This is a genomic window from Pseudomonas lyxosi (genome assembly GCF_047758685.1).
GTDB lineage: Bacteria > Pseudomonadota > Gammaproteobacteria > Pseudomonadales > Pseudomonadaceae > Aquipseudomonas > Aquipseudomonas lyxosi.
The window spans coordinates 6,676,290-6,701,612 of record NZ_CP180481.1 but is presented as its reverse complement, the minus strand read 5'-3'; the positions used below and the strand labels follow the sequence as shown (position 1 = coordinate 6,701,612).

Genomic DNA, 25,323 nt, shown 5'->3' with positions numbered 1-25,323 from the left:
AGCCATGGCATCGCACCCAGCAACCCCAGGCGAGTCCAGTTCATCCAATCCACCCGGCGCACCGCTTGTACCGGGATGGGAGGGCATCGCCAGCGACTGGTCCTCGGATAAGGAGGCTTTCAAGCAGGTCCCCTGGGGCAAGGCGATGATGTGGATATTCCTGCTCAGCGATACTTTTATATTCACCTGTTTTTTAACCGGCTACATGTCGGTACGCATGACCATCACCACCGCCTGGCCGAACCCCAGTGAAGTGTTTGCATTGACGATCGGCGGTCAGGCGATCCCGCTTATTCTCATCGCCATCATGACCTTTGTGCTGATCAGTAGCAGCGGCACCATGGCCATGGCCGTCAATTTCGCCTATCGCCGCGATCGCGCGAAAACCACTGCCCTGATGCTGGCGACCGCTGCCTTGGGGGTGACCTTCGTCGGGATGCAGGCATTCGAATGGAGCAAGCTCATCGCAGAAGGGGTGCGTCCCTGGGGGAACCCTATGGGGGCGGCGCAGTTTGGTGCCAGTTTTTTCATGATTACCGGGTTCCACGGACTGCATGTATCAATCGGTGCCATCTACCTCAGCATTGTGGCAATGAAAGTATTTCGGGGAGATTATGAGCGCTCCGGAAACTATCAGAACGTCGAGATAGCCGGGCTTTACTGGCACTTTGTGGATTTGGTGTGGGTGTTTATTTTTGCTTTCTTCTATTTATGGTAGAGGAGCGCTGGTGATGGCACATGCTCAGGGTCAGCAACATCCAATCAGCTTGTACCTTAAAATCTGGGGGCTGTTATTCGTCCTCAGCACGCTGTCGTACCTTGTCGACTATTTCCACTTCCATGGTTACCTTCGGTGGTCCCTGATTATCACTTTCATGTTGTTGAAGGCAGGTTTAATTGTCTCCATCTTCATGCATATGGCCTGGGAGCGGTTGGCCATGGTCTACGCCATATTGGTACCACCTCTGTGTTTGCTGGTACTCGTCGGACTGATGGCCACCGAAGCGGACTATGTTTTCCTCAGTCGGGTCATTTCCTTCGGCCAATAAGCAGCTTCCGGATGGCCTTCAGTCTCCGGGGGCTAACCCGATATCACTCGCTTGAACTGATGCCATTTGTGCTGCCAGGCGACTGTCCAGTGGGGGGCTGCCGTTCCCGTACCGGCGATCTCCAGCATTGGATGATGTTCGATAACCCCGTCCAATACCGACTCCTGATTCGGATCGACATCTACGAAGAAAATATGTTTTCCCTCTGCTACCACCTGTTTAAAACTGCGGAAGTGAGTATTTGGCACCTGGATACCAAAAAAACCGCCTTCCCAGATGCAGAAGCCAAATACAACAATGGCAAGAAAGATAAAAGGCATCCAGCCTGCGGCGGATTCGGTCCAGCCCAGCCAATAGGCGCCGCCAAGAACCAGCGCCGCGAGTGGCACACCGACCACTGCACCAATTTCGCCAGAGTGGACAACATCCTGTTCCATTAACGAGTTAATCTCGTGAAGGTGATGTTGTTCAACCTCGGCAACGTGCTCACTGAGCACATGAATTTGTTCGGAATTGATGCCGCTGGCTTCCAGCTCATTTTCAACGGCTTCAAGATCGTCGAGATTGTTGCTGATGTAATAGTGTCGATTCATGCCACACCTCCCATCTCGTGCTTGCCGTAGACCTCCTTTGTCTTGCAGCTGCCTGTCGAGATTTACAGTCGGTATCAGTACCCGTGGGCAACGTTACACCCTTCGTTCAAGCCATAAAAAAGTATAGCACTGCATATCATTCAGGCATGGGGACGGGATGCATGCGGTCTGATGCTCCCGGCAGGTTCCCTGGCACCCCAAATCCCGGGCACAAAAAAACCGGTCACAACGGACCGGTTTTTTTGTGTTCCTGCGTCTCCCGTCAAAACCCTCCTGACGTGAGACCAAATTCGATTGGAGCGGGTGAAGGGAATCGAACCCTCGTTATCAGCTTGGGAAGCTGGAGTAATGCCATTATACGACACCCGCTCAGAGCGGCTGACTTTGTACCAGATGTGGGCGTGGAAATGAAGTTTTTCTTTGCGTGGGACGGCTTTAGCGCAATTGAAACAAAGCAGAGACCGGATGGCTGTCTATCGCGGGCAAGCCTTGCTCCTACAGGAATGCACTCAACACTGTAGGGCGAAGCCTGCTCGCGATGACGCTGTTTCAGATGGCCAATGCATGTTGGTCCTGGACGTAGTGATAACGCGGTCGACTTTCGTGTTGCGAAGGTTTCAGAAAGCCCAGCAATGCGTTGCGGCTGTCTCGGCAAGCAGCTTTGTGTTCCATGTCGAGAAAGTGGCCGGTGGCCTGCAGGGTGGTGAAAGTAGCGTGTTGCACATGGTTGGCGAACAGTTGAGCGCCGTCGGCAGCGGTGTACTCGTCCCATTCGCCGTTCATGAACAGCACCGGCACGTTGATTTTCTCCGCGGCTTTGAAGAAGCACTGGCGATCACTGTGCAGCAGATCGCTGATGTGGAAGTGCATCTGCCCGTATTCATGCTCGGCCAGGGAACTGACGTGCCGATAATTGAAGCGCTTGAACAGTGTCGGCAAGTGTTTGCCGATGGTGCTGTTCACCAGGTTGCCGACCCGGTCACCGTCCCGGCTGCCGAGATAATCGATGCCTCGCTCGAGGTAGTCGAGCATGTGCGCGTTGATCTCCGGAGAGAACGAGCTGATCACGGCTTTTTCGATGCGTCGTGGCTGCTGGGCCAGGGCGACCAGGGTCGCGGCGCCACCCCAGGAAAACGACAGCACGTGTTCGGCGGCGAAGTGGTCGATCAGCTCCAGGAGGATCTGCCCTTCGATTTCCTTGGTCAGCAATTTCTCGTGCAGGTTGTGGGCTTTCGACTTGCCCGCGTAGGGCTGGTCGTAGCAAACCACATTGAACTGCGGGTGAAGGTTTTTCACGGTTTGTGCAAACGACGCAGTCGTGGCCATCGAGCCGTTGACCAGAATAATGGTCTTCTCAGCGGCGTCTGCGCGATAGAACTCCGTGTAAACCCGGTACTGACCCTGTATATCCAGCACAGCGATTTCTGGCCTCATGTCATAAGACTCCAAGCAAGCGGGTATGCGCGCAAATGAGATTGCACGAGCTTTGTGACAGGTAGGCATACGCCTGGAATTTTTGGGGCCCATGTCGATCCATTGCAGTCCGGTCGACGGGTATTGTTATTGGCGGGCAGTCTGCCGGGGGAAAGCGGAACCTGAGGGTTCTCTACCGGCAAAAAGTTTCTTAGAAGTATGTTGTGACTCGTCGGTCACATTTCGGCCGACGTCCTGATTCAAGCAGGGGTCACGTCATCGCGCAAGTATCTTTGGCAAATTGTTCGACAACTTCTGCTGAGCGGTCGCCTGCTTAGATCAATTGAATCTCTTCGGTGCGTAATGCGCGGTACTCGCCCGGTTTCAGGGCACTGTCGAGCACCAGCGGGCCCATGCTTTCGCGGTGCAGGCGCAGCACCTTGTTGTCGAAATGGCCGAACATCCGCTTCACCTGGTGATAACGGCCCTCGACGATGCTCAGTCGTGCGGATGTTGGTCCGAGTACGGCCAGCTCGGCGGGTTGAGTGGTGAGGTCTTCGAAGGCGAAGTACAGGCCTTCGGTGAATTTCAATGCGTATTCCGGGCCAATCTCTTGCTCGGTCTCGACGTAGTAGACCTTGGGCAGTTTGGTTTGCGGCTGGGTCAGGCGTCGCGACCAGCTGCCGTCGTTGGTGATCAGCATCAGGCCGGTGGTGTTGAAGTCCAGGCGCCCGGCGATGTGCAGGTCCTCCTTGTCCGGCTCATGTATCAGGTCGAGCACGGTCGGGTGTTGCGGATCGCGGGTGGCGCTGACGCAGCCAGACGGTTTGTGCAGCATGAAGTAGCGTGCTGGCTTGCCGACTTGCAGCAGCTCATCGTCGACGTCCACGCGGCTGAATTCCAGTACGTCGGCGTGAGGGTCGCTGACGACTTTTCCGTCGATCCTGACGCGCTTTTCCACCAGCAACAGACGCACCTGCTTACGGTTGAAGCGCGGCAGGTTGCTGAGGAAACGGTCAATGCGCATGACGAGGGATCGGTAGGAAAGGGGCGCGTATCTTACGTGATCGGTTGTGCGGTTGCTTACAGCTGCGCCTCGACTTGCGCGCAGCGTGGGCACAAACAGGATTTGTCGCGCAGTTCGGGCGGCAGTGCTTCGAGCACCGCCGGGTCGATGCTGACGCCGTAGCACCAGCAGGCCCGATCGGCGGTTCGCGGGTCGGCCAGAGTGCAGTCGTTGGAGGCGCCGCAGGCCGGGCAGAAATCTGGCTTATTCATTTAGGGTTACGCATAACTGGAGTGAGGCATTTCCACGCAGGTGCGGTTACGGCCGGCTTGCTTGGCCCGGTACATCGCATGATCCGCTCTCGAGAGCAGCGTGTGCAAGGTGTCATCGGTCTGCAGGGTGGTAAGGCCGATGCTCACGGTCAGCTGCAAGGCCTTATCGTTGTAGGCATAACGCTGTTGCTCGACATGCTGACGAATTTTCTCGGCGACCATCAGACCGGTCTCACCATCAGTGTCCTTGAGCAACACGATAAATTCCTCCCCGCCCCAACGGCAGACGATGTCGGAGTGCCGCAGGCAACTCTCCAGATCCCGTGCAAAGCCGATCAGTACCTGATCGCCGGCAAGGTGACCGTAGGTGTCGTTCAGAACCTTGAAGTGGTCCAGATCCAGCAGCAACGCGGTCAGCGGTTTGGGCTCGCGCTGGGCTTCGTGCATGGCTTGCGCCGCCAACAGGTCGAAACCGCGGCGGTTCGGCAACTCGGTCAGGCTGTCCAGCGTTGCCTGGGCCTGGATCTTGCCCTGGTAGCGCTTGATCACCCGGTTGAGCAGGATCAGCACGATCAGCGTGACGATCAGGCAGATCAAGAGGTTGAGGTATAACGATTGGCGGATTTCACTGAGGGCGCCTTCTTCGCGTTTGTCGACGAACAAGTACCAGTTCAGCTCCGGGATGAACCGTACGTTGAGGAAATGTCCCTGGCCCCGGACGGAATATTCGTAGCTACCGCTGTGAGGTTTGGGCAGTTGGCTGACCAGGTCCTTCATGCTGTCGAGCTCGCCGAGGGTCCGCCCGATCCGCGCGCCTTCCGGGCCACCCTCGGCGCCCGTCAGTACCAGGCGCCCGAAGCTGTCGACAAAAAACACGCTGCGCTGGTAACGCTGCTGGTATTTGTCGATCAGCTTGATCACCGCATCGACTGTCAGACCGACGCCCGCCGCGCCGATGAATCGGTTGTTGTAGTCGTAGACCTTGTAGTTGATGAAGAAGGTCTGGTTGTCCTTGTTGGCAAGGTCCGGGTCGACATTGATCTCGTAGGGATCGGCCATGTCTCGTACACGGAAATACCACGCATCGCGGGGTTCAGTGACTTTGACCTGTTTGAGTACGCCCTTGGCGTGGTAGTAGGTGAGGCTGGTGTTGGAGACGAAAAATGCGGTGTAGGCGCCGTAGTGGGTCATGACCTCGTTGAGGTAACGGGTCATTTTTTCGGGATCTTGCTCGCCGTTTACCACCCAGTCACGCATGAAGGTGTCGCGGGACATCATCGAGGAAATCAGGATCGGTCTGACGAGGTCTTTCTGGATTTCCGAGTAGACCGTGTCCGACGTCAGCGGCAGTTCGGTGTTGATGATGTTGTCGCGGATCGACGCTCGCGAGGCGTAGTAACTGAGGAAGGACGTGGCGAGAAAGCCTGCACCCAGCAACGCGATCAGCGTGAGGACCAACGAACGTTGCGAATACAGCGGCGAGCGAAGCGGCATGACGATTCCGTTGGCAGTGACCCGATGGCAGGCATTCTAATGGCACCGCCGGGAAATAACTGTTCTATGTGCCGGGCGAATGATCGTACACACGCCCCACCGAAATAGATCGTTCCCACGCTCTGCGTGGGAACGCTGCCCGGGACGCTCTGCGTCCCTTCGCGATCATTGAGCGAGGTAACGCCGCCATCCGCCCAGATGGCTGATATCCACCGCCCCCTCCAGCCCATACGCCTCACAAATAAACCCACTCTCCCAACGCCCATCCGCCAATTGCACCTTGCCCAACCCCAGCGGCGCAGGAATTCCGGTCAAAAACGAACCCAACTCACGGCTCGGTAATTCCCATACCTCCACCGCAATCGCTACACCCCCGTCCTTCACGCGAACCATTCCGGGGCGAAACGGCGGGCCGCCGGCCAGGGCATACAGTTGATAATCCGGCGAGCTGAACGTCGTCTCGACCAGTCGAGCCCCGCGCTGCTTCAGTTGCCAATTCAGCGCTAATCCATCCAGATGCGCCCCACACACCACCAACCGCGCACGATCATTGCGTGCGACAGCCGACGGAAGCGGTGTCGTCAAACCTTGCAGGCGCTGCAAGGCATCCGCCACACCCAACAAATACTGATCAGTAAACGCCCGTCCGAACAACGTCACGCCCCAGGGCAAACCATTGCCCATGAAACCGCTGGGCACGGCGACGGCGGCGTAATCGAGCAGGTTCATGAAGTTGGTGTAGTAGCCCAGTTCCGAATTGCGCAGCACCGGCTCGGCGTCCAGTTCCGCCCGCGTGACGGGGCGGCCGATGGTGGGTGTGAGCACGCAATCGAGACTGTCCAGCGCCTCGTCGCACAGGGCTTTCAGGGCTTGCAGCCGGTACTGGGCGCGGAAGGTTTGCACGCCGCTCACCGCTGGAGCCTTGGCCAGCACCGCGCGAATCACCGGCAGTACGGCTTCAGGGTTTTGCTCCATCAATTCGCCGGCGACGCTGTAGCGCTCGGCGACCCACGGCCCTTCATAGAGCAACCGCGCCGCTTCAAGGAATGGCGACATATCCAGCTCCACCGCTTCACCGCCCAAAACCTTGAGCTGATCGATGGCATCACCAAACAACAGCGGACCCTCAGGGCAGCCGAAGAACTCCAGATCCTGAGCACGCGGCACGCCAAAGCGGAAGGGGCGAGGTGCACCAAACGCCGAGCCGTCATTCCACAGCGGATTACTGCGGCTGTATTCATCGCGGGGATCAAGGTGCGCAGTGAGCGCGAGCAACTGACTGGCTTCCCGAGCAGTTGCGGTGAATGTGGTCACGCAATCGAGGGTGCGGCAGGCCGGAACCACACCGGCCGTGGAGATCAACCCTTTGCTGGCTTTCAACCCGACCAGGTTGTTCAGCGCCGCCGGCACACGCCCGGAACCCGCCGTGTCCGTGCCCAGGGAAAAACTCGCCACGCCGAGCGCCACCGCCAGCGACGACCCGGCGCTGGAACCGCCCGATGGATATTCCGGCAACACGCTGTTCGGGCACGCGCCATACGGTGAGCGACTGCCATTTAGCCCCGTGGCGAACTGGTCGAGGTTGGTCTTGCCCAACGGAATCGCGCCCAGCGCCAGCAATTGCTCGACGATGGTCGCCGAACGTTCCGGCACGTAGGCAAACGCCGGGCACGCTGCGGTCGTCGGAATACCGGCCAGATCGATGTTGTCCTTGATCGCAAACGGCACGCCGTACAGCGGCAGGCTTTCGATATCGCGACCATCGAGTGCGGCGAGGTACGGTTCCAGTTCTTCAACGCTGAGCAAGTGGATGAACAGGTGATAGTCCGGGTTCAGCGCCGCGGCTTTGTCGCGCAGGCTCAGCAGCAGTTGCCGAGGCGTGATGTTGCCGACGCGGTAAGCGCTGCGCAGGGCGTCGAGTTGCAGATTGATGTTCATGGCTTGATCCTTTTCAAAGTGGGTTCACTCAAGTTCCAGCACCACGACGCGCTGTCCGGCGCGCACCGCCGAACCCGGTTGTACACGAATCTCGCGTACCACCCCCGCCATAGGCGCGAGCAGCGGGATTTCCATCTTCATCGACTCCAGAATGACCAGCACATCACCCGCGGCAACCCGGCTACCGGTTTCAACCTGAACCTGCCAAAGGTTGCCGGCGATGTGGCTGTCGACGCTTTGTTGACCGCTGGCCAGCGGTGCGTCGTCGGTCACTTCCGGGACAAGTTCTTCACTGTCGAAATGCGCCTGGCCACTGGCGATCCAGCGTTCGCGTTCGGCGTTGAACGCGCCTTTTTGCTGATCACGAAACGCGGCAATGCTCTCGGCTTCCTTCGTCAGGAAGGCTTGGTAATCCGCCAGATTCAGCTGACTGTGTTCGATGTTCAGATCGAAGCGCCCGAGCGGGAAATCCCGTCGAATGCGCAGCAGTTCATCGGCGCTGACCGGGTAGAAACGGATCTGATCGAAGAAGCGCAGCAGCCACGGTTTGCCATCGAATGCGGCGACCTCGCGATAGCGATTCCACATCTGCAACGTGCGGCCGACGAACTGATAACCGCCAGGGCCTTCCATGCCGTAGACGCACATGTAAGCGCCACCGATGCCCACCGAGTTTTCCGCGGTCCAGGTGCGGGCCGGGTTGTATTTGGTGGTCACCAGGCGATGACGCGGATCGAGTGGCGTGGCGACCGGTGCACCGAGGTAAACATCACCGAGGCCCATCACCAGGTAGCTGGCGTCGAACACCGTGCGCTGCACTTCGTCGAGGTTTGGCAGATCGTTGATGCGGCGGATGAACTCCAGATTGCTCGGGCACCACGGGGCGTCCTTGCGCACGGTGGTCATGTATTTTTCGATTGCCAACTGGCAGGCCGGGTCGTCCCAAGACAATGGCAAGTGAACGATGCGCGAAGGGACTTGCAGGTCCTTGGCGGCGCACACAGCGTCCCATTCGCCGGCGACGATACCGAGCAAATCGGTCAGCGGCAGTTGCTCGGGTTGGTAGTGCACTTGCAGCGAGCGGATACCGGGTGTCAGGTCGATGACGCCGTGCAGGTTTTGGCTTTCCAGTGCTTGCATCAAGGCGTGGGCGCGGAAGCGCAGGACCAGGTCAAGCTCGGGGGCGCCGATTTCCAAAAGCAAATGCGTGTCGCCCGATAATCTCGCAACGAGTCGCGTATCACCCTGACCCAAATCCAACACCACAGGCGACTCAATCCCCTGTGGGAGCTGGCTTGCCTGCGATGAAGTTGATGCGGTGTCCGGTCGGGCCTCATCGCGGGCAAGCCCGCTCCCACAGGAATTCCATTTCAAGGCGAGGTTGCGGGCGGTCTTGAGATCTACCGGGAGGAACTGCACTTTATCCCCAGCCTTGAGTTGCCCAAGCTGCCAGAGGTCGGCTTCGATCACCGTCACCGGGCAGACAAACCCGCCGAGGCTAGGGCCGTCGGGACCGAGGATCACCGGCATGTCGCCGGTAAAATCCACCGCCCCGATGGCGTATGGATTGTCATGAATATTCGACGGATGCAGACCCGCTTCGCCACCATCGGCACGCACCCATTCAGGTTTCGGCCCGATCAACCGAACGCCAGTACGACTGGAGTTGAAATGCACTTCCCACTGGGTGGCGAAGAAGGTGCCAATGTAGTTTTCGGTGAAGTATTCCGGTGCACCATGAGGGCCGTAGATCACGCGGATCTGCCGCAGAACGGGCAACTCGGTGACCTGTTCTTCAGCCAGTTGTTGACCGGCACAGCGGTCGCTCAAGGTCGGTATATGCAACACATCACCAGCACGCAAGGCGCGACCACCATGCCCACCAAACTGGCCGAGAGTGAAGGTGCTTTTGCTGCCCAGATAATCCGGCACTTGCAGGCCACCACGCACGCACAAATAGCTGCGAGCGCCTGCACCGGCAATCGTGCCGAGGCTCAAAGTAGCACCCGCCGTTACCAGCAAAGCCGTGTTCATCGGCACGACTTCACCATTAAGGGTCAGTGGAATCACTGCCCCGGTCACCGCCACCACCGCGTCGCAATTGAAGCGCAGCAGCGGCCCGCTCATGGTGATTTCCAGCGCAGCGGCGCCTTGGTCGTTACCCAGCAACAGGTTGCCCAGACGCAGCGCCCGACTGTCCATCGGCCCCGACGGCGGCACGCCCACCGCCCAGTAGCCGAGGCGGCCGGGAAAGTCCTGGACGCTGGTCTGAGTGCCGGCACTGAGCACTTCAAGCGTGGTGGCCTGATACACCAAACCTTCCAGGCAACGCGTCCACGGCTGGCCGCTGGCGAAGGGCACATCGAGCAGAATCTGCCGCAAATAATCGCGGTTGGTTTCCACGCCATAGAGCAGGCTGTCGCCCAACGCCTGATGCAGATCCGCAGCGGCCTCTTCACGAGTCGGCGCCCAACTGATGACCTTGGCGATCATCGGATCGAAGTACGGCGGAATCTCGCAACCGGCCTCGACCCACGTGTCGATGCGCAGGTGTTTGCCATCGGCGGCAGGGAAGTTCACGGAGGTCAGCAAGCCTGGGCTCGGCTGGAAATCGCGACCCGGATCTTCGGCATAGAGCCGTGCCTGAATCGCATGACCGCAGGCTTTCAAACCTTGGCTCAACTCGCTCAACGACGGCAAATCACCTGCCGCCAATTCGACCATCCAGCGCACCAGATCCACACCCCAGACTTGCTCGGTGACGCCGTGCTCCACCTGCAAACGGGTGTTCACTTCCAGAAAGTAAAACCGCTGAGCCTCGCTGTCGAAGACGAATTCAACGGTGCCGGCGCTGCGGTAATTCACCGCTTTCGCCAGTTTGATCGCCGCTGCACACAGCTCCTTAGCCATGCCCTCGGGCAAGTTCGGTGCCGGGGTTTCTTCGAGGACTTTCTGGTTGCGGCGCTGCACCGAGCAGTCGCGCACGCCGAGGGCGATCACTTCGCCCCGGCCGTCGCCGAACACCTGAACTTCCAGATGACGGGCGCGCTGGATGTACTTCTCGATGAACACCCCGGCGTCGCTGAAGTTGTTCTGGCCGAGGCGTTTGACGGCCTCAAAGGATTCGCTCAATTCGGCAGCGCAGCGGCACACGCGCATGCCGATGCCGCCACCGCCGGCGGTGCTTTTGAGCATCACCGGGTAGCCGACCTGTTCGCCGGCAATCAGCGCCACGTCGAGGCTGTCGAGCAACTCGGTGCCTTCGAGCATCGGCACGCCGTGTTGCTTGGCCAAGGCGCGCGCGGTGTGTTTGAGGCCGAACACTCGCAGCTGCTCTGGCGTCGGGCCGATAAAGGCGATGTTGGCGGCTTCGCAGGCTTCGGCGAAAGCGGCGTTTTCCGAGAGAAAGCCGTAGCCCGGATGGATCGCCGTGGCGCCGGTGGATTTGGCGATGGCGAGGATTTTTTCGACGGCCAGATAGGTGCCGGCGGCTGCGCCTTCACCGAGGCTGTGGGCTTCATCAGCTTGCAGAATGTGCAAACTGGCGGCATCGGCTTCGGAGTAAACGGCAACGCCCTGGACCTGCAATTCACGCAGGGTGCGCAGGATGCGGCAGGCGATGGCGCCACGGTTGGCAATCAGGACTTTTTCGAACATGGCATAACCCCCGGAGGCGATAGCGCATCAGCCTCGACCTGGGATGCGGGCCGTCCCGCAGTTTTTCGAGATGCACCCGGGCCGTCCCGGGTGGCTAAAGTTGACGCATATTTTTGTAGCAGCTGCCGCCAGGCTGCGTTCGGCCGCGAAGCGGTCGCTCAGTCAGACAGCTCCATCGTTCTGACAGAATGAGGTGACCGGATTTGCGAGGGCTTCGCCCTCGAACGCAGGCTTCGCCAGCTGCTACAAGGGTCCTCGTTGCCTGGCCAGGCACTGCCCGGAACGGGTCTGGCACAGGGCAAACAACCATTTACGCAACCGCGCCATTTTCAGTTCCATACCAGCAGCTCCGCAGGCGTAGGGTTGTAGGCGTTGCACGGATTATTCAGTTGCGGGCAGTTGGAGATCAGCACGATCACGTCCATCTCGGCCCGCAGGTCGACGTATTTGCCCGGCGCCGAAATCCCGTCTTCAAACGTCAGCCCGCCATCCGCCGTGACCGGCACGTTCATGAAGAAGTTGATGTTCGGCCCGATGTCGCCCTTGCCCAGTCGTCCGTCATGGACGCAGGCGCGCAGGTAGTTGTCGCGGCAGCTGTGCATGTAGCGTTTCTCCAATGCGTAACGCACGGTGTTGCTCTCTTGTGCGCAGGCACCGCCGAGGGTGTCGTGACGGCCGCAGGTGTCGGCAACGATGGTCAGCATCGGTTTGCCGAGGTTGGAATAGAGCACGCTGCCGGTGCTCAGGTAGACGCTGTTCTGTCGGCGCAACGTGCGTTGCACGTCATAGCGCTCCTTTGGGTTGGTAACGCTGTAGAACAACGTGTCGACGGCCTGATTGCCTTCCAGATCGAGGATGCGCAAGGTCTGGCCAGCCTTGACCTCCATCAGCCACGGTTCGCCGGCCGGGATGGTGGCACGGTAGACCGCAGCTTCTGGATGCTTTTGAGCAGTAGCGATTGCAAGTGACATGGCAGCGATCCTCAGGCGAACAGACGGTCGGTGTTGATGAAGCCGCGCTCGTTTTCCGGGCGCGAGGTGCGGCAGTGTTCGGCGACGCTGGCATCGGCGCTCATCCAACTGAGCTTCAACGGTTTTGGCGCGTATTCAGGCGAAGGGTCCATCGGATGTTGCAGCGCGGTGAGCACCACCAGCGTGTCCATCGGCGCATACAACTCGATGTAGTCGCCGGCCTTGGAATTGCCTTCGACGAAATGAAAGCGCCCGGCCTCATCGACGTTCACGCGGCTGAACAGGTTGAGCGTCATCAGCAAATCGGAAAGGCCCAAACCCCACTTGCCCAGCTCCACCAACAGGTTGTCGGTGCCGTTGCGGAAGAAGCCGTTGCGCAGTTCCTGATAGCGCCCCGCACCGTATTTTTCCGCGACCTCTTCAGCGCAGAGCACGCCGCCGAGGCTGTCGCTCCAGCCGCAGGTGTCAGCCGTGATGGCGGCCAGCACGCGGCCCATGTCCGAGTACAGGCAATGGCCGGTGGTGAGCTTGGCGGTGTGTTGGCATTTGAGGCTGTCGGGCAGGTTCAGGCGTTCGGTTTTTTCATTGGCGTTGAGCAGCGTCAGGCTGACGTTGGCACCACCGCGCAGGTCGGTCAGACGCAGCAGTTGGCCGCGTTTCAACACGAAAGAGCGATGGCCGCCGCCGGGGAGCATTTCTTCGGCGAAGGGCGAGAACAGTTGGGTCGAATCAGTCATGTGAAAATCCTCTTAAGCGGTACGAAGCGTGCCTGCCAGCTCAGCCGGCAAGGCATCGACGGCGGCACGGTTGGTGCGGCGGTCGCTGTTCAAAGGGATGTCGTATGTGATGCGCGCGCCATAGGCGCCGGGGGCGTGCGGGTCGAGGCGAACCTTGTCGAACACCAACAGGCGCGTGCCGAGGCTGAAACCTTCGGACAGGTCGTGGGTGACCATGAACACCGTCAGTTGCGTCTCGCGCCACAGCTCCAGCAGCAGGCCGTGCATGTCTTTGCGGATGCCCGGATCGAGGGCGCCGAACGGTTCGTCGAGCAGCAACACGCGGGGTTTCATGATCAGCGCCTGGGCAATCGCCAGTCGTTGTTGCATGCCGCCGGAGAGTTGCGCCGGGTACTTGTCCAGCGAATGGCCGAGGCCGACTTTGTGCAGCAGCACTGAGGCTTGTTCGCGTGCGTCTTTTTTTGCGCTGCCAAACAAGCGCCCAAGCAGAGGCGAGCGCGGCAGTTCGAGGCCGAGGGCGACGTTGTCCAGCACGCTCAAGTGCGGGAACACCGAGTAACGCTGGAACACCACGCCACGGCTAGCATCCGGCTCGCCGGCCAAGGCCTGGCCATCCAACAGAATCTCGCCACGACTGGCGCGTTCCTGGCCCAGCAACAGCCGCAGGAATGTCGACTTGCCGCAACCCGACGCACCGACCAAGGTGCAGAACTCACCCTCGTTGACGTTCAGGTTCAACCCTTCGAGTACCACCTGATCGGCGTATTGCTGCCAGACGTTTTTCACTGTGATGAAGCTCATGCGCGGGCCCCCTCATACCAAGGGAACGCCCGTTGGGTCAGGCGCTTCAGGCCCCAATCCATCAGCCAGGCGAGCAGGGTGATCCACACCACGTACGGCAGAATCACGTCCATCGCCAGGTAGCGGCGCACCAGGAAAATCCGGTAACCGAGGCCGTCGGTAGAGGCGATGGCTTCGGCGGCGATCAGGAACAACCACGCCGAGCCAAGCATCAGCCGCAGCGAGATCAACAAGCGTGGCAACAGTTGCGGCAACACTACTCGCAGCATCAGCGTCCAGGTCGAAGCGCCGAGGGTCTGGGCCTTGATCAGCAACTCGACGGGAATTTCCCGGGCGCGTTGCTCCAGATCGCGAGCCAGGCACGGGGTGATGCCGATCACGATCAGCATCACTTTCGACAACTCCCCCAGCCCGAACACGATGAAAAGAATCGGCAGAATCGCCAGCGGCGGCACCATCGACAGCACCGTCAGCAACGGTGACAACGGCGCGCCGAACAGCGGCAGCGTACCAGCGGCAATCCCCAGGCACATCCCGGCCAGCGCACTGATACCGAGGCCGATGGCCAGGCGTCGCAGGCTGGACGCGGTGTCTTGCCACAACACGTATTCACCGGTGCGGGTGTCTGCGGTGAACGCCAGGCGCTTCACCGCGTCAGTCATCTGCACGGCGCTCGGCAGCAGCTTGTCATTGGGGTTGTCCGTCAGCCGCTCGGCCGAGCCCATGAAGTAGGCGAACAGCACCAGGGCGAACGGCAGGATCACCAACAGCAGGCGACTCGGGCGATCCGGGTGGCGATTGATCAGGCGCATGGCTAGGTCCTCCTGATTACAGCTTCGCGTCGGCGGCCATCTGCACGTAGGTCGGGTCGAAGCGCAGCTTGAGGTTGGTTTTGTCGCCGCTGGTCACGCCGTTGGCGAACGCCATGCCGACCGCGCTGGTGTCCTTGGCGCCTTCACCGAGCAAGCCGTGCTGGAAGGAGAACTCGGCCACCTTGCGCATGGTTTCCGGCAGTTGCTTGCTGGTGGAAAACGCCAGGGCTTCTTTCGGGGTGGCGAACAATTTGGTGGTGTCCAGTTGCGACTGGAAACCGGCCAGATCGGTGCCCGAAGCTTTGGCCATGTGTTCGAGTGCGGCTTTGCTGGCGGCGTTTTTCGCGTTCATCAACTCCACCACTTCAAACCAGGCGCCGGTCAGCGCTTTTCCCAGCGCCGGGTTGTCTTTGAGGGTGGCGCTGTTGACCACCATCATGTCCATGATTTCGCCGGGGATCTGGCTGGAGTTGAACACTTCGGTCACCGCTGGCTTGGCCTTGATGTCCGAAAGCATCGGGTTCCAGGTGGTGACGGCGTTGACCTGATCAGTGTTGAAGGCCGCCGAGATGTCGGCGTCGGAGGTGTTGACCACTTTCAGGTCTTTCTCGGTGAGATCGACCGAATCCAGCGCCCGGGCCAGCAGGTAGTGGGAAACCGAGAGCTCCACCAGATTGACGTCCATGCCTTTGAGGTCGGTGACTTTCTTGCCGTCGCCCTTGAGCACGATGCCGTCGTTGCCATTGGAGAAGTCGCTGACGATCAGCGCAGTACTGTCGACGCCACCGGCCGCCGGAATGGTCAGCGCGTCCATGTTGGTCATGGTGCAGCCGTCGAACTGGCCGGCGGTGTATTGGTTGATGGATTCGACGTAGTCATTGAGCTGTACCACATCGATCTTGATGCCGTACTTCTTCGCCCATTTATCGACGATGCCTTGGCTGCCCGCGTATTCCCAGGGCATCCAGCCGGCGTAGATGGTCCAGCAGACGCTGAAGTGGTCTTTCTGTGCGGCCTGGGACGAGACGCTCACGAAGGCTGCGAATGCAGCGGCGAGCAGGGCGGGTAAACGAAGCTTGAGCATGGGTGGTTCTCCAGTTGATCAAGGGCGGGCAGGAGTCAACGCGGCACCGTGAACGGTGGCTTGTCTCCCGGGCTTTTGTCCCGCCGTGTAACCTCAACTGGAGGTCGCCAACTCTCGGACCAGCCACTCGCCTTAGCGAGCCGGAACCCTAGTCAGCCATTGCAAATTGTGGTGCCGCGAACCTGTGATGACTCCTGCACGTCTTTGCTAAAGCGAGAGCCGTGCCAAGTCGGCTTGAACGCTCTAGCGTGGGCGATTACGCAATTGGCGCATAGGGATGAGGTGGCGGCGTTGCCTTGTGATGGTGCATGGGTGCACCGCAATGGATCGGGCCGGCCGCTGATCTGAAGGTCCAGGGGGCTCGGCACTCGGCGCAGCATTGCCAGTCAAAACAGGTGTCAGCCGGCCTGTTCCGACTGTGGGTCTTTCAGGAGGCCGCCATGTTTCGTCGACTGTTGCTTGGTGCTGTTCTGGGTCTTGGGCTCTCCGGCTGCTACTACTATGCCGGTGGCTATGATGTGTATTCCGCGCCTTATTACTAGCCCGGTTATTCTCCCTATTCCTACTATTACGGACCGCGTTATTACTATGGTCCGCGCTTTTATGGCGGCTATCGCTACTACTATTGGGGCGGGCATTCGCCACGTTATTACGGAGGTGGATATCGCGGTGGCCACCATTAATCAGCGGGTGAATGGATGAAAAACCTTTCATCGGCGACTTGTTTCAATGTGTTTCAGGAACGCACCAGATTTGGAAAACGATGTCTGATCTTTCGACAGTCACCGAATAATTGACTGTCGCCTGCCAGCGTCGCTGGTGTGGCTCACTCGCGGTCCAGGAGGCCGCCATGTATCTGCGAATTCTTCTGATTGCTGTATTGGGATTGTCTCTTGGTGCATGCGTGCCTTATTCCGATGGAGGAGCCAGCTATTACCGTTCCGAGGTCTATACCTCGCCATCCTATTATGACGGCGGGCCTTACTACTCAGGTGGCGGCGGTTATTACACGCAACCACGCAGGTACTACGCACCGCCAGCGCGGTATTACCAGCCAACACCGCGGTATTACCATCAGCCGCGGGTTTATCAACCGGCACCGCGTTATTACCAGTCGTCGCCACGAGCCGATTACCGGGCTCATCAGAATCGCGGCTGGGATGGCCATAACCGTGGCGGTTGGGACGGCCGTAACCGCGGTGGAAACAACGACTATCGCGGCGGCCATGGCGGACGCGACAACCGTGGCGGAAGGGGCGACCACAACAGTCGCGGCGATCACGATGGCCGAGGCGGTCACCGGTAGTCCTCACAAAAACCTCTACAAAATAGCGGCGCATCAAGCGCCGCTTTTTTTTGCGCTGTGTCAGGCATCGCTCGTTGGGTCATGACTGGCGTTGGGGGGTGAAGCCCTCAACGAAATCGTACAGCCGGTGGCGGGAAAGAAAGAGGGGCGCTCCTGCTCGATTCGAAAAATCACTCATCTTGCCCATCTCCTCGGGTGTTCTCGGAACCCTCCTACAGTTTTATTTCTGCGCATTTGTTAGCGTTTGTGCATTCACATTGATGTTGGAAAAACTTCAATTTAACGGGGGTATCCAAGGAAGAAGGTCGGTTAAATCATGAATTTACTCATTATTCATCAAAACTTCCCCGGTCAATTTCGGCATGTTGCATTGGCCGCGCTGAGTCGACCAAGCATCACAGTTACTGCGATAGGGCGAGATACGGCTCCAGGTGTTTCTGGAGTAAAGCTATTTCGATATCGGCCTTTAAGAAAAAAATCAGATGATGTTCATCCGTATTTGCATAAATATGAAGAAGCGATACTTGATGGTCAGCAAGTCCTTAGAGTGTTGAGTAAGCTCAAGCAAGAAGGTTATTGCCCTGATGTGATACTCGCTCATCCGGGATGGGGTGAAACACTGTTCGTAAAGGATGTTTATCCTGGCACTCCGCTCATTCATTTCTGTGAGTATTATTATCATTCAAAGGGTGCGGATATGGGTTTCGATCCGGAATTCCCGTGTGCCGTAGATGCATCATCAAGGCTTCGTCTCCTGAATTCGATGCACCTTTTGAACCTTGAGCAATGTGATGTTGGAATTTCACCAACACATTGGCAACGCAGTCTGTTTCCACCCAATTATCACTCTAAAATTCATGTGATTCATGAAGGTGTCCCTTTGCAATCTCCTGAACCTGTGCCGGTTACCTCTGTAAAGTTACCCGGTGGACACGTGATAAAAGCCGGCCAATCAATCGTGACGTACGTTGCCAGAAACCTCGAACCCTATCGTGGGTTTCATAGTTTCATGAGAGCCATTCCATATATTCAAGCGCAGTGCCCAGACGCTCAAATCGTAATAGTAGGAGGGGATGGCGTAAGTTATGGGCGAATGCCGGTGGGGCATGAAAATTGGCGCAGCAAAATGGTGGCTGAATTAAAAGTGGATCTTTCCAGGGTGCATTTTTCCAGCAAACTGCCTTATACAACTTATAGAGCTGTTTTGCAGGTTTCTAAAGTGCATGTTTATTTGACTTATCCCTTCGTTTTGTCTTGGTCGTTGTTAGAGGCGATGGCGTCTGGATGTGTAGTGATAGCTTCCGATACTGCTCCAGTTAAGGAGGTGGTTGTTGACGGTGTAAATGGGGTTTTGGTGGATTTTTTTGATAGTGAGGCTATGGCTGGAAAAGTTTGTAATATTCTAAAGTCTTCTGATGATTTTAGTTTGATTAAAGAATCAGCGATATCGACAGCAAGCAGGTTCGATGTAAAGCATGGTGTAAAAGGTTATTTTGAGATTTTTGACCATGTGATGTTTGGTTGTTTTTCTAAATAGACTGTTTGATCATTTTAAAATGGAGTTTGAAATGCATAAACTGTTTGGCAAAGGCGTAAGTTGGTGGTGTAAGGCTATCCTGAAGTACGGTTTGGTTTTGGCTCTATGTTATTGGGTGGTGGATTTTTATATTGAATGGGAGCGCATGGCAGAAGCAAGAGAACATCATCGTGAGGTATCAAAAAAATGTAGTCAAAAACTTGCTGACATGGAACAGGTTCCCATCTTGGGCGGAAGTCTTCTTGATAGAACTCGGATACCAGGGTTTCACTTTGGTTCTTCAACGCGGGACGGGCTGTGTATTGCTGATGTTCTTGAGGGTTCTTTTTGGTGGACGGGGACTGAACTCCGCACAGAATACCAGGAGAGTGGGAAAGAAAAACCATCTAGCTGGGGGCATTTCAATGTAGCGGCCAGGCTATACACCAGAAAACCATCCACCGAACCATACAATATGGGACTGAAGGTTGTTGATTGGCCTGAAGAACTGATTGTAAAACTCAAAAACTATCCGGGCTTAGAGCTTTGGCTTACCGCTCCTCCTGCTAGTAGTAAGAATAACTTTTCGGTTACAAGATTTGTAATGCGTGATTGGCGCCGACGTGACGGAACACCGCGCACGATATCGTGTGACGGCTTGGATTCTCCGTGGAAGGAAACTTTAGAAAGCGGAGTGAGTGGGGCGGATCTATTAAGGTTTAATAAGTCGCAACTGGAAAATTTAGATTTTGGTGGTTTGGATGCCTATTGTACGGTCGGATTGCATAATTTCGATTTTGCAGGAGGGGATGCCCGTGTGGGGACTGGAACTGGTTCGTTACGTGGGGCTCCCATGGCGCTTCAGATGATTAGTGAATATCTTTCGAACTCTATAATTACAGGGAAGTAACTATGAGCTATGTTTTTAGTGTCTTAGAGAAAAAAAGAATTTCGATGCTGTCAGCATATGCAGCGGGATGGTGTTTGATTCGGAAGAAGAAAAGTATAAGGCAGTAGCGATGGAAGGTAATAATTGCGTACCTTTCTATCGGACGTTATCAGATATTATTGGTGAAAAACTATCTGGACGAGATGTTTTCAACGAAAATGTAAGAGGTACTTTGAAGAGTGCGAAGCTCTGGCTCGATGTGGCGATTGATGCCAATGGAGGACGAGGTGCATACTCAGCTTTGATTCGTGCTTATACGGTACGGCAAGGGCAGTTGAGGTTGAATGAAACGTTTAGTGCTGAGTTGATACAAGAGTCATCTAATGGGGTGGCGGTCAATTTCGTTAATTCTCTGGTGCGCGGATCAGTAATAGATGATTTGGATCCATGGACTGTGCCTTTAATTAGCCAAATCGCTTCAATCGATGCAAGAGCCGTTGGTGAAATATTGTTCAGGCAAAAGATTGGCGAAGAAGACACTGCCTCAAGTCGTAATTCAGGATGGTCGGGGACAATCGCGTTTAGTCTGTTGGGTGGGGAGTTTCCCTATGAAACGTGGAGATTGATATCAGCGGGTGATCCCGGATCGGAAATAAAAGGCAGTCATGAACAAGCGAAGGTTAATAGAATCGATGATTTCAAGAATATCCTGTTTGCCATAGATTCATACAATGTGGCGCTTGAAGCGGTGATCAGAAATTTCGGCAGGAATATTTTTGAGAGCTTGTTTTCAGTTGTGCCAGAGCAGATAAATGTGGCACTTAGTAGCGGGAGTGTTAATCCGCTAATCCAGTATGTGGTTAAAGGTACACCTATTTCACCATTGGTTAATCTGATATTAAGATACGGCGCGAATGCCTTTTTTGACATGTTTAGACGAACATACGAAGGAGACTCTACTGTTGCACCTACTACGGATGAAACGTTTGCCGCTAACGCCTATACGTTTTTTTCGGCGTTCCCACCGAGTCAATCCCAAAGCATTGTTGCGAAGACAATTGGGGAATACGGAAGCGCTTCTGAGTGGGGAGTACTAGCCGCCCAAGATACGACTATCGGGCAGGCGTTACGGAACTCTCTAAAAAACCTGAGCGAAATAGTTATAGAAAGACAGGACGGTTTTTCAGGTCACGGTCTGGAACTCTATGACTCGAAAACCGGCGAAGGCGTCATCACTGAGCAATGGCTTATTGATCGCGCAGATATGTTAGGCCGCCTGATAGCCAGGACCAACGGATCATTTGGAGAAAACACCGCTCAGAAGTTTTCCTACTCAGATCTTGCATCAGGCAAGCACGCGCCAATGACTACGGGGGTTTCAAATCCGCTGGTCATGTTTGGTGATGATGGAGGCCGCTCTTTCAGCGGAGGAACAAATATCGACCATCTTTATGGTGGTGGGGGCAACGACACGATCAACGGCCTCGAAGGAAATGATTATATTGAAGGTGGTCATGGTCCCGATTCGTTAAGCGGCAGAGAGGGGAATGATGCGCTACATGGGATGTCGGGTGACGATGTCTTAGTGGGTGGCAAGGGTAACGATATTCTGATTGGAGGCACCGGAAACGATAGGTATGAATTTTCGAGTGGCGATGGAATCGATCAGATTTTCGATTTAAACATTGATGGTGAGATACTTATAAATGGCCTTCCGATTCCTGTCCCTAAACGTAGTGGTCCTCTGAGCAATACCTGGGTTACTGAAGATGGCACCATTACTTTAACTCTCATCGAAGAACTCGCTGAAAAAACACTTAATATCAAATACGGTCAGAATGACCTGGTTGTTATAAAACACTACACGCCAGGAATGTTGGGCATCCAACTCCCGGATTACAAAGGTCAGCCCATTTCGAGACCCGATCTAACCGTAATGGGTGATTGGAAAGCAAAAGATATCGATCCAGATGTTCCCGGTGATCAGTTCTCTTACGATGAACTAGGCAATGTTGTGGTGATGCCGAATGTAAAGCAGAGAAACAAGGTCGACATGCTGCACGGATCGCCGAACGACGACTTGCTCATTGGGCTTGGCGGTTCTGATCGGTTATTTGGTAAAGCTGGAAATGACCGTTTGTTTGGAGATAAGCAGTTAACTATTGAAAAAGCGATGGCAGATGGCGCCGTTAAAGGGAAGACAAGTCGTGGTGATTGGCTTGATGGGGGGCAGGATGATGATCTACTTGTGGGCACTGGCTCCCGAGACGTGCTACTCGGTGGAAATGGTCGAGATACGCTAATTGGGGGCGCTGGCGACGACAATCTATCCGGTGATAGTACGACCGGTGGACTTGCGAAAAATTGGGATTTTAAAAGGGTTGACGTCCCTCTCGGCGATGGAGTTGTCAGTACGCGTAACGTCTACGCCAATGCCTCCCTCAGCAATCCTGTCGAGGGTGGCAATGACATTCTTTACGGTCAAGGTGATCGGGACTTTATCAATGGCGGCTGGGGCGACGACTTGCTCGATGGCGGAACTGAAAACGATGACCTGAGCGGCGATGGGGGAAATGACACTCTTTGGGGGGGCGAAGACAACGATAGATTGTTGGGAGACAACCTTGATTGGGCTGGTGGTCTCCAAAGCAGACACCATGGGAACGATTTGTTGGTTGGGGGGGGCGGCAATGATGAACTTGCCGGTAATGGCGGTAGCGATGTGTTGTACGGCGGAATGGGTAACGATGATCTAAAAGGAGATGACTCTGTATTGCAGGGTATTGAGGGTGATGCCGCGAATTATTTTGGTAATGATTTTCTGGATGGTGGTGCGGGCGACGACACCCTACAAGGTGGCGGTGCTGATGATTCACTTTATGGTGGCGCAGGTAACGATAATCTATCTGGCGATTACACCGATCACCCAGTTCGTTACCACGGTAATGATTTTCTTGATGGCGGGGTTGGTGATGACACGCTTTTAGGCATGGGTGGCTCCGATACGCTGATAGGGGGGCAAGGGAATGACGCCCTGGATGGAGATGAGCACAACCAGGAGGCGGGGGGAACTAATGATGACTACATTCAAGGAAATGCAGGAAACGACACGCTCTGGGGAGGCTTGGGCGCCGATACACTTTATGGCGGTGCTGATGATGACTTCTTGCTGGGTGATTATGAGCTAAGACCCGAAACGGAACATGGCGCAGATTATCTTGATGGCGGTGCAGGTAACGACACGCTGCTAGGCGGCGGTGGAAACGACACGTTATATGGCGGTGCAGGTGTGGACTATCTTCGCGGTGGCTCCGGTAATAATTTTTTTAGAGGAGGCAGCGGCAACGACTACCTGGATGGGCAAGACGGCGACGATACTTATCATTTTGGTGCCGGTGATGGTCTCGACGTTATCGCAGATACAGGCGGAAATAACGTCATAAAATTTGGATCTGGATTTACTGCGGATAGTTTAAAGGCTGACATTATTGTTGTTGATATTGGGCCGGTATTACGACTGTCGAATGGTTCAGGTGACGCCACTCTGATTCGCGATTTTGAAAAATGGCAAAATTCATCATTTGGTTTCAGTGACGGGGTTGTTTTAAGTTTTCAGGATGTTATGAAAATAGTCCAGGAGCCGGCAGAAGTTTCGTCTTTGGTAGAAACATCTCTGGTAGGTGGCGCAGACGGAAGTAGCGTCGGGGTTAGAGATAGCCCTGATGTTACGGAGCAATCCGGAGATAATGAAAATTATAATGAGGCGGCGGATACCAATAATGCTGCGGCCGATACTCCTCGCCTTGACGGTGATAGTGACAAACTGTGGGGCGAAGAGTTTATGGCGAGCATGAAAAAGCGCCGCTCGGCATTTATACTGGCATCGGGGTTCGTGCTAAATGCTCAGGGCGCCTGGAGTAAAAGCCATATAACTGATGATGAGTACAACTACCACGAAAAAACCAATTTAATTGTTGAAAGCTTCCAGGCTGGATCATTGTCGGAAACTCCGGATCGAATGAGTCTTGTTTCTGGTAGAGCAGTACTCAGTGAGAGGTCCTCAAATACAACGTCCCGCTCTGAGTCAATACCTTCAGTGGTGGGTGGGCTGAAATATACGCCAAAACAAGAGCCAAAATACTATCCATCTGGCTCAAGCAATAGTGGATTTGCTTTAAGTGCTGGAGAAATTGTCATCGAAAATAAAAGCGTCACAGGTGTCATTCAAGGTTGGTATGTTTATCCAGCTGGAAGCTTCGAAGAGGGTGCGGTTAGTTATAAACAGTTCAGTTGGGATGTCACGACTGAAACCGTTAGGCACCAAGTTGTTCAGGGCGATGACGCAGGCGGTAGAGTAAATCTTGAAGGTGGCAATATTTTTCATGGCGGGACGGGCGATGATTTAGTAGTCACCTGTAAGGATCCCGACGTTTATTATGGTGAACATGAAGGTAAGACACCCGGTGCGTTTCTTTCAGGCGGAGCGGGAAACGATACGCTGCTTGGATCAGACGGTGCGGATTATTTAGTCAGTGGCTCAGGGTATGATTGGCTTTACGGTGAGAACGGTCCTGACACTTATATAATAGGCGCGCATGCAGGCGCGACTACAATTATTGCGGATATGTTAAGCCCTGTTTTTCTCAGTCCTGAAGTTGGGGTTGCCGGGTGGAAATCTGAGTCCGGAATAGACGATACTGATGCCGTTAGACTTCCGGGTGGGATAACGCTTGGTCAGTTGCGATTAAGTTGGGGTACCGTATTGGTTGAAGCGGTCAATATAGAGTTATCACCAAAACCACAGCGTGGCACCTATCGCAGTCCACCCCGAGGGCTGATGCTGTACTCAACGCTTGATATTTCCTGGGGTACGGAACAACAAGTTCGTATTGTATTGCCGAATGCAAGTGATCTTGGTGGTTCTGGTATTGAAGTTATAAAGTTTGCAGACGGTGCGACCATTCGCTTGGAACAGCTTATCGCTAACAGCAAATTAGGTCCTGCTCCTGATACTTACCATAGTGGTGTTTTGGTGGCGGGTGCTCCTTTGGTCAGATCTTCTCGTGATAATAAAGCGCTTCCTCTCGTTGGTGGTCGAGGTGATGACACTTTGAGTGGGGCAGGTGAGATAAGAGGTATGCAGGGAGATGACTCGATCTCGGGCGGGCCAGGAGAAGATGTTCTTTGGGGAGGACCGGGTGACGACACTCTAGCAGGTGGTGCGGGTAATGACGTTTACAAATATGACGGGCTGGGAAGAGATTTGATTGTTAATGCATCTGGCGGTATTGATGGAATTGATTTTACGGATTTCGATGTCTCCATCCTTCAGCTGAAATTTCATCGCGATAATGATGATCTCGTAGTAGTGGTGAATTATGGTTCGTCTCCGAAGATACGAGTGGTTAATCATTTTTTAGGAGGCGATGCTGCGATAAGTTTTATAAGAGTACAAGGAGTGGACAGAATTCCTCAAGACTACACTGCGGACCAACTTGTTGAGCTTCTGCACGCTTTGCCCCCACTAAGAGATGTGGAAGACATCTTGCTGCGTAATGACGATGAAGCGTTGCAGGCAGTGAAGGAAATAATACAATTTTATGAGCTTAACGGTTAATTACTACTTCGATGCCAAACAGGTGATGACTACAAGCCGTTCCTCCACTTGCGGTAGGAGGCTCGTTCCGGGAATAGGGCAGGGACGAAGTGCAGTTAACAACGTGTACGAGCATGTTTTGCCCGCGATAAGCCCTTGAGATAGCAATCGCGGGCAATGCCCTGATTT

18 protein-coding genes, 1 tRNA gene, 1 pseudogene and 1 riboswitch are annotated in these 25,323 nt (G+C 55.5%); of the genes and pseudogenes, 7 read left to right on the top strand and 13 right to left on the bottom strand.

The window, feature by feature from the left end:
* Positions 1–4: 4 nt before the first annotated feature.
* A complete protein-coding gene (locus tag ACMXYI_RS30770) occupies positions 5–718 on the top strand; it encodes a heme-copper oxidase subunit III family protein (RefSeq protein WP_415770890.1) in 714 nt (237 codons plus the stop codon).
* A 13-nt stretch (positions 719–731) separates the two neighbouring features.
* Positions 732–1,049 carry a cytochrome C oxidase subunit IV family protein gene (locus ACMXYI_RS30765; protein ID WP_008074510.1) on the top strand — a complete coding sequence of 106 codons (318 nt, stop codon included), beginning with the start codon at positions 732–734 and terminating at the stop codon, positions 1,047–1,049.
* A gap of 32 nt (positions 1,050–1,081) precedes the next feature.
* Here ACMXYI_RS30765 and ACMXYI_RS30760 read toward each other — a convergent pair whose 3' ends face one another.
* The 13 genes from ACMXYI_RS30760 to ACMXYI_RS30700 form a co-directional block, all read right to left on the bottom strand.
* On the bottom strand, positions 1,082–1,642 hold the full coding sequence (locus tag ACMXYI_RS30760; RefSeq protein ID WP_415770888.1) for a magnesium transporter: 561 nt from the start codon (positions 1,640–1,642) through the stop codon (positions 1,082–1,084).
* A gap of 295 nt (positions 1,643–1,937) precedes the next feature.
* Positions 1,938–2,011: transfer RNA gene (locus ACMXYI_RS30755), tRNA-Gly, on the bottom strand.
* 180 nt (positions 2,012–2,191) lie between these two features.
* Positions 2,192–3,076 (bottom strand): alpha/beta fold hydrolase, encoded by an 885-nt coding sequence (locus ACMXYI_RS30750; protein WP_415770886.1) that lies wholly within the window; start codon positions 3,074–3,076, stop codon positions 2,192–2,194.
* A gap of 313 nt (positions 3,077–3,389) precedes the next feature.
* Positions 3,390–4,082, bottom strand: a complete 693-nt coding sequence (locus ACMXYI_RS30745) for a pseudouridine synthase (protein WP_415770884.1) — start codon at positions 4,080–4,082, stop codon at positions 3,390–3,392.
* Between the two features lie 56 nt (positions 4,083–4,138).
* Positions 4,139–4,333 carry a cysteine-rich CWC family protein gene (locus ACMXYI_RS30740; RefSeq protein WP_008153014.1) on the bottom strand — a complete coding sequence of 65 codons (195 nt, stop codon included), beginning with the start codon at positions 4,331–4,333 and terminating at the stop codon, positions 4,139–4,141.
* 6 nt (positions 4,334–4,339) lie between these two features.
* On the bottom strand, positions 4,340–5,827 hold the full coding sequence (locus tag ACMXYI_RS30735) for a sensor domain-containing diguanylate cyclase (RefSeq protein ID WP_415770882.1): 1,488 nt from the start codon (positions 5,825–5,827) through the stop codon (positions 4,340–4,342).
* Positions 5,828–5,992: 165 nt separating this feature from the next.
* Positions 5,993–7,765 (bottom strand): allophanate hydrolase, encoded by a 1,773-nt coding sequence (gene atzF / locus ACMXYI_RS30730; protein ID WP_415770880.1) that lies wholly within the window; start codon positions 7,763–7,765, stop codon positions 5,993–5,995.
* A 24-nt stretch (positions 7,766–7,789) separates the two neighbouring features.
* A complete protein-coding gene (gene uca, locus ACMXYI_RS30725) occupies positions 7,790–11,422 on the bottom strand; it encodes an urea carboxylase (RefSeq protein ID WP_415770878.1) in 3,633 nt (1,210 codons plus the stop codon).
* Positions 11,423–11,751: 329 nt separating this feature from the next.
* Positions 11,752–12,393, bottom strand: coding sequence for an urea amidolyase associated protein UAAP2 (locus ACMXYI_RS30720; RefSeq protein WP_415770876.1), 642 nt, complete (start codon positions 12,391–12,393; stop codon positions 11,752–11,754).
* Positions 12,394–12,404: 11 nt separating this feature from the next.
* Positions 12,405–13,130: an urea amidolyase associated protein UAAP1 gene (locus ACMXYI_RS30715; protein WP_415770874.1), complete on the bottom strand. Its 726-nt coding sequence runs from the start codon at positions 13,128–13,130 to the stop codon at positions 12,405–12,407.
* A 12-nt stretch (positions 13,131–13,142) separates the two neighbouring features.
* Positions 13,143–13,931, bottom strand: a complete 789-nt coding sequence (locus tag ACMXYI_RS30710; protein WP_415770872.1) for an ABC transporter ATP-binding protein — start codon at positions 13,929–13,931, stop codon at positions 13,143–13,145.
* Positions 13,928–14,743, bottom strand: coding sequence for an ABC transporter permease (locus ACMXYI_RS30705; RefSeq protein ID WP_415770870.1), 816 nt, complete (start codon positions 14,741–14,743; stop codon positions 13,928–13,930). Before ACMXYI_RS30705 ends, ACMXYI_RS30710 begins: the two co-directional genes overlap by 4 nt.
* A 16-nt stretch (positions 14,744–14,759) precedes the next feature.
* Positions 14,760–15,827, bottom strand: coding sequence for a putative urea ABC transporter substrate-binding protein (locus ACMXYI_RS30700; RefSeq protein ID WP_415770868.1), 1,068 nt, complete (start codon positions 15,825–15,827; stop codon positions 14,760–14,762).
* Between the two features lie 62 nt (positions 15,828–15,889).
* Positions 15,890–15,990: riboswitch (guanidine-I (ykkC/yxkD leader) on the bottom strand.
* Between the two features lie 277 nt (positions 15,991–16,267).
* Between ACMXYI_RS30700 and ACMXYI_RS30695 the strand changes: the two are divergent.
* The 5 genes and pseudogenes from ACMXYI_RS30695 to ACMXYI_RS30675 all read left to right on the top strand — a co-directional run bounded on the left by ACMXYI_RS30695 (position 16,268) and on the right by ACMXYI_RS30675 (position 25,155).
* Positions 16,268–16,510 (top strand): annotated as a pseudogene (locus ACMXYI_RS30695) (hypothetical protein).
* A 167-nt stretch (positions 16,511–16,677) separates the two neighbouring features.
* Positions 16,678–17,133, top strand: a complete 456-nt coding sequence (locus ACMXYI_RS30690) for a hypothetical protein (RefSeq protein WP_415770866.1) — start codon at positions 16,678–16,680, stop codon at positions 17,131–17,133.
* A 316-nt stretch (positions 17,134–17,449) separates the two neighbouring features.
* Positions 17,450–18,670: a glycosyltransferase family 4 protein gene (locus ACMXYI_RS30685; RefSeq protein WP_415770864.1), complete on the top strand. Its 1,221-nt coding sequence runs from the start codon at positions 17,450–17,452 to the stop codon at positions 18,668–18,670.
* A gap of 31 nt (positions 18,671–18,701) precedes the next feature.
* A complete protein-coding gene (locus ACMXYI_RS30680) occupies positions 18,702–19,559 on the top strand; it encodes a hypothetical protein (RefSeq protein WP_415770862.1) in 858 nt (285 codons plus the stop codon).
* A gap of 109 nt (positions 19,560–19,668) precedes the next feature.
* Entirely contained in the window at positions 19,669–25,155 is a 5,487-nt protein-coding gene (locus ACMXYI_RS30675) for a calcium-binding protein (RefSeq protein WP_415770861.1), read from the top strand.
* Positions 25,156–25,323 lie beyond the last annotated feature (168 nt).

Excerpts from the sequence above, each read along its gene's own strand:
- ACMXYI_RS30770 (WP_415770890.1), top strand. The coding sequence starts at position 5 with ATGGCATCGCACCCAGCAACCCCAGGCGAGTCCAGTTCATCCAATCCA.
- ACMXYI_RS30765 (WP_008074510.1), top strand. The coding sequence starts at position 732 with ATGGCACATGCTCAGGGTCAGCAACATCCAATCAGCTTGTACCTTAAA.
- ACMXYI_RS30760 (WP_415770888.1), bottom strand. The coding sequence starts at position 1,642 with ATGAATCGACACTATTACATCAGCAACAATCTCGACGATCTTGAAGCC.
- ACMXYI_RS30750 (WP_415770886.1), bottom strand. The coding sequence starts at position 3,076 with ATGAGGCCAGAAATCGCTGTGCTGGATATACAGGGTCAGTACCGGGTT.
- ACMXYI_RS30745 (WP_415770884.1), bottom strand. The coding sequence starts at position 4,082 with ATGCGCATTGACCGTTTCCTCAGCAACCTGCCGCGCTTCAACCGTAAG.
- ACMXYI_RS30740 (WP_008153014.1), bottom strand. The coding sequence starts at position 4,333 with ATGAATAAGCCAGATTTCTGCCCGGCCTGCGGCGCCTCCAACGACTGC.
- ACMXYI_RS30735 (WP_415770882.1), bottom strand. The coding sequence starts at position 5,827 with ATGCCGCTTCGCTCGCCGCTGTATTCGCAACGTTCGTTGGTCCTCACG.
- atzF (WP_415770880.1), bottom strand. The coding sequence starts at position 7,765 with ATGAACATCAATCTGCAACTCGACGCCCTGCGCAGCGCTTACCGCGTC.
- uca (WP_415770878.1), bottom strand. The coding sequence starts at position 11,422 with ATGTTCGAAAAAGTCCTGATTGCCAACCGTGGCGCCATCGCCTGCCGC.
- ACMXYI_RS30720 (WP_415770876.1), bottom strand. The coding sequence starts at position 12,393 with ATGTCACTTGCAATCGCTACTGCTCAAAAGCATCCAGAAGCTGCGGTC.
- ACMXYI_RS30715 (WP_415770874.1), bottom strand. The coding sequence starts at position 13,130 with ATGACTGATTCGACCCAACTGTTCTCGCCCTTCGCCGAAGAAATGCTC.
- ACMXYI_RS30710 (WP_415770872.1), bottom strand. The coding sequence starts at position 13,931 with ATGAGCTTCATCACAGTGAAAAACGTCTGGCAGCAATACGCCGATCAG.
- ACMXYI_RS30705 (WP_415770870.1), bottom strand. The coding sequence starts at position 14,743 with ATGCGCCTGATCAATCGCCACCCGGATCGCCCGAGTCGCCTGCTGTTG.
- ACMXYI_RS30700 (WP_415770868.1), bottom strand. The coding sequence starts at position 15,827 with ATGCTCAAGCTTCGTTTACCCGCCCTGCTCGCCGCTGCATTCGCAGCC.
- ACMXYI_RS30690 (WP_415770866.1), top strand. The coding sequence starts at position 16,678 with ATGTATCTGCGAATTCTTCTGATTGCTGTATTGGGATTGTCTCTTGGT.
- ACMXYI_RS30685 (WP_415770864.1), top strand. The coding sequence starts at position 17,450 with ATGAATTTACTCATTATTCATCAAAACTTCCCCGGTCAATTTCGGCAT.
- ACMXYI_RS30680 (WP_415770862.1), top strand. The coding sequence starts at position 18,702 with ATGCATAAACTGTTTGGCAAAGGCGTAAGTTGGTGGTGTAAGGCTATC.
- ACMXYI_RS30675 (WP_415770861.1), top strand. The coding sequence starts at position 19,669 with ATGGAAGGTAATAATTGCGTACCTTTCTATCGGACGTTATCAGATATT.